Origin of the sequence: Luteibacter sp. (assembly GCF_051958795.1) — a bacterium.
Taxonomy (GTDB): domain Bacteria; phylum Pseudomonadota; class Gammaproteobacteria; order Xanthomonadales; family Rhodanobacteraceae; genus Luteibacter.
Genome location: NZ_JBQCFT010000117.1, coordinates 1 through 4,651, shown reverse-complemented (window position 1 = coordinate 4,651; position 4,651 = coordinate 1). Strand labels below are relative to the sequence as shown.

At 64.4% G+C, this 4,651-nt stretch carries 2 protein-coding genes; both read left to right on the top strand.

Features of this window, described 5'->3' with window-relative positions; all coding sequences use genetic code 11:
• Nucleotides 1-96: 96 nt before the first annotated feature.
• Nucleotides 97-1,107: a helix-turn-helix domain-containing protein gene (locus ACTHLF_RS06550; RefSeq protein ID WP_440325907.1), complete on the top strand. Its 1,011-nt coding sequence runs from the start codon at nt 97-99 to the stop codon at nt 1,105-1,107.
• Nucleotides 1,108-1,242: 135 nt separating this feature from the next.
• Nucleotides 1,243-4,254: a TonB-dependent receptor gene (locus ACTHLF_RS06545; RefSeq protein WP_440325906.1), complete on the top strand. Its 3,012-nt coding sequence runs from the start codon at nt 1,243-1,245 to the stop codon at nt 4,252-4,254.
• Nucleotides 4,255-4,651: the final 397 nt, after the last annotated feature.

Below are 4,651 nucleotides of genomic sequence, written 5' to 3'. Positions count from 1 at the left end.
GCCGCCGCCGCACGGCGCGGCGTTCGGCGATGATGACGATGACCTGTTCGGCGACCCGCTCAGCGGCCCGTTCGCTGGACCGTGAGGAGGTACACCATGCCGTTTTCGCAGCCCGCCCTGCGTGCCGTCCCGCCGCTGCCCGCGCCGCGCGCACACCTGGTCGCCGCGCAGCGCTTCTGGGATGAATTCGGCCAGGGAGCGGCCCGCCAGCCCGGCCAGACCGTATTGCTCGATGGCTACGCCGGCCATCGGCTCCGCTTTGCCACCCTGAGCCACGCGCCGCATGTGTTCAGTAGCGACCACCTGCCGCGCGAGCATCGCCAGGCTGCGTTGCTGGTGCTGCAACTGGAAGGCGAAAGCCAGGTGGAGCAACACGGGCGCCGTGCGCGGATTTCGCCGGGGCAATTCGCCCTCGTCGATCTCTCTCGACCGTTCCGCGTGGATACCGGCCGCTCACTGATCCAGGCCGCCTATCTCCCGCTGGCCGTGTTGCGCGACGCGGTACCCCGGCTCGAGCAGATCACGGCGACGGCACTGGATGGCCATATCGCCGCCGCTACCTTCCTTCGGAGTCTTTTTCGAGACCTGTTTGAGCAGGCCGAGGACATGACCGAAGCCATCGCCGACCGACTCGTCGCGGCGATCCCGCACATGCTTGCGGCGGCGACAGCCATGCTGGGGGACGCGGCGCCGCCGCCCTCGCAGCTTCGCCAGCACCACAAGGAGCAGGTCCGTCGCTACGTGCGCGAGCACCTGGCCGATTCCGCGCTGCGTGCGGAAATGATCGGCAAGGGCGTCGGCTTGTCCACCAGTTATCTGTTCGAGCTGTTCGCCGACGAAGACATGACGCTCATGCGCTGGGTGCGATCCGAACGACTCGCGCGTTGCCGGCGAGAACTTGCGGATGCATCCCTGCGCTACCGCAGCATCGCGCACATCGCACAGGCGTGGGGTTTTGGCGACATGACCCACTTCGGCCGCAGCTTCCGTGAAGCGTATGGACTGTCGCCGCGCGCATGGCGCAAGAACGCGCGTATGGACGTCCATCCGTCCAAGGAAAGTCCGAGCGATGGTGGAGTTTCATGCCACGTCGCTACGCGGATTTAACACTACATTGAAATGGCGGTGACCGCGGATATGACGCGCGGCGCCCGCGGCCTTCGCCCCGGTGCAGTGGGGATGGCGAACGCCAGGCGTTGCATCCGGGCAGGCCGATCACTTCAATCTGGGGAGAGTCCCGTAGTGTCCAAGCATCCATCATCCACGGTCCGGCGCAGCCGGATCAGTGTCGCGCTCGCCCTGGCCCTGGGGGTCGGTGCCGCCTTCGCCCAGTCGACCACCGGCAGCATCTTCGGCCAGGCCCCGGTCGCCGAGGGCGAAACCGTCGTCGCGCGCAGCGCCAATGGCATCAGCCGTGAGGTAGCCGTCGGTGCCGACGGCCGCTACACCATCGGCTCATTGCCCCTCGGCTCCTACACGGTCAGCCTCATGCAGGGCGGCAAGGCCGTCGATGCGCGCAACGACGTGAACCTTCGCGTCGGTTCGGGCACCGAGGTCTCGTTCGCTTCGGCGGCGAATGCCACGGACGCGACGAGCCTGGGCTCGGTCACCGTTTCGGCGAACGCCCTGCCGCCAGTCGACGTATCGAGTGTCGATTCCCGTACCGTGATCACCGCGCAGCAGCTGGCCAAGCTGCCGCTGGCGCGCAGCGCCGAGGCGATCGCACTGCTCGCGCCGGGCGTGGTCCCGGGCTACAGCGGCTTCACCGGAACGACGAACACCGGCAATACGCTGGTCTCCATCGGCGGTTCCTCCGTCACGGAGAATGCCTACTACCTCAACGGTTTCAACACGACCGATCCGCTCAGCGGCTTCGGCGGCATCACCCTGCCGTACGGCGCGATCGACCAGCAGGAAATCCTGAGTGGTGGCTACGGCGCGGCCTACGGCCGCTCCGATGGCGGCGTGATCAGCCAGAGCGGCAAGCGCGGCAGCAACGAATGGCATTTCGGTGCTCAGCTGCTGTGGGAGCCGGCGTTCGCGCGCGGCACCAGCCCGAATTCGTACTACCTGACGGGCTCGAAGGAAGGGCAGATCTATCGCCGCTACTCGCAGAACAACTCGTGGTCCGAGACGGAGAGCGCCTACGTCGGCGGCCCCCTGATCAAGGACAAGCTGTTCTTCTTCGCGGCGGTGGAGCAGCAGAAGCAGTCATCCAACTCCGTGCAACCGGTGACCACCTCGCTGAACGATCGTTACGAGTACCACAATCCCAAGTGGTACACGAAGATCGACTGGAACATCAACGACAGCAACATCCTCGAGCTGACCGGGGCGGGTAGCAAGACCCAGTACAAGGGCAACTACTACGACTATGACTACGACACCGGCCAGACCGGTGCGCTGAACAGCCAGGATACGTCGACCAAGAACGACGCCCGGGTCTACATCGCCAAGTACACCAGCTATATCACCGATGACATCACGCTCACGGCGATGTACGGCAAGCAGAAGATGACGTACTACAGCGAGACCCCGGGCTATGACCCGTCGCTGACGTACATCCTTCACCCGGAACTCGAGAATCCCGGGGTCACGGGCGGCAGCACGATCAACAACGGCCAGTCGGCGCTGACCATCGCCAATCCCGACCATTCGGCTACCACGCGCAATCTTCGCCTCGATCTGTCGTGGAAGCTGGGTGACCACACCATCACCGGCGGTATCGACAACCTCGATTCCCACGATGTCGATGACGGCGAGAACGCCGTGGCCTGGCAGTATGGCTATGGCACGCCCGATGTCGCCATCAGCGATGCGCCGTTCGTCGCGGCACCGAACACGGGTGCAGGTGGCGAGACGGGCTATTACGTGTCGAAGTACATCTACAGCACCTCGGCCTCGGTGCGGGTCAAGCAGCGTGCGCAGTACCTCGAGGATCGCTGGCAGGTCGATGACCGCTGGCTGCTCCAGGTCGGCCTGCGCAACGACCAGTTCACCAACTACAACCCGAATGGCGAGGCGTTCCTCCGCCTCACCAAGCCGCAGTGGGCCCCGCGCCTCGGCGCCACGTGGGATGTGAACGGTGATTCGTCGCTGAAGGTCTATGCCAATGCAGGCCGCTACTACCTCGCGATGCCGGCGTCGGTCGCGCTGCGTGCCGCCGCGGGCTCGGTGTATACGAATGAGTACTACACCTATACCGGCATCGATGCGAACGGCTACCCGACCGGGCTGACCCAGCTCGCCTCGGCGACCGGTGGTGCGGTGTCGAACAACAACGAGTACGGCCAGTCGCCGGATGCGAAGACGGTGGCGTCGAGCTCGATCAAATCCGAGTACCAGGACGAGTACCAGCTCGGCTTCGACCAGCAGATCAACAGCGACTGGGTGTGGGGCATGAAGGGCCAGGTGCGCAAGCTGCGCAACATCCTGGACGATATCTGCGACACCGACACGATCGCCGCCAAGGCTGCTTCGATGGGTTACGACATCGATACGTCGTCCATGAACGGCTGCTACCTCTCCAACCCGGGCCGAAGCAATACGTACCGCATCGCGGACGTGAATGGCGGCTACGACAGCGTCACCGTCTCCGCCGCGGACTTCGGCATGCCGAGCGCCAAGCGTAGCTACTACGGCCTGGAGACCTACCTCGAGCACCCGTTCGACGGCACGTGGACCGGTAAGATCGATTACCTGTACTCGAAGAGCTACGGCAACACCGAGGGCCAGGTGCGTTCGGACATCGGCCAGACGGACGTCTCGGCGACGGTGGACTGGGACTACGGCAAGCTCATGGAGTATTCCAACGGCCTGCTGTCCAACGATCGCAAGCACCAGATCAAGGCCTACGGTTCGTGGCAGGTCGCGCCGGAGTGGATGCTCTCGGGCAACATCCTGATTATGTCGGGTACGCCGAAGACCTGCCTGGGTTATTACGGCGCGGATGAGACCAACCCGGTCGGTTATGGCAGCTACTACCACTATTGCGGTGGCCAGGCCTCGCCGCCGGGTGCTGCCGGGCGCCAGCCGTGGCAGCACATCATTTCCCTGTCGGCGGAATATCGACCGATGTGGGCGGCCCAGAAACTTGCGTTCAACGTGATGGTCTACAACGTGTTGAACGAGTCGAAGGCGACGGCGAGCTACGCGTTGTATGGCACGAGCGCGGCACCGAACACGAACTACGGCCGCGTCACGTACTACAGCACGCCGCGTTACGTTCGCTTCGGTATCACGTACGACTTCTAAGCAGCCGCTTCAAACCGCATACCAATAATAAGGTGCCCGAGCCGTGAGGCTCACCTCCCGGGCGCCAGATCTCCCCAGATAGGCCGCTGGCTCTTCCCGACCAGCGGCCCTTTTTTGTCCGCTCTGTGGGAGCGCGCTTGCGCGCGATGGCGTGTACGTGCGGGCTCGCCTTCGGCCTCGCGCTATGCAATCGGTTCATTCGCTGGCGCGAATGCGTGTTCTTAGCGGCTAGCGCCGCCTCGCGCTCGGACGTCTCTGGAAAGAGGCCTTGGGGCCCACCCTCGCTGCTCAGACAGGTCCTCCGCGTTCGTAAAGGAGTGCGCCTCCGGCGCAAATGTACTTATTGGCCTACGGCCGCTCTCTTGTGCGGAACTCGCCTCGAGGGTGGGCCCCAAGA

Coding starts and splice junctions, on each gene's coding strand:
- ACTHLF_RS06550 (WP_440325907.1), top strand. CDS start 97: ATGCCGTTTTCGCAGCCCGCCCTGCGTGCCGTCCCGCCGCTGCCCGCG.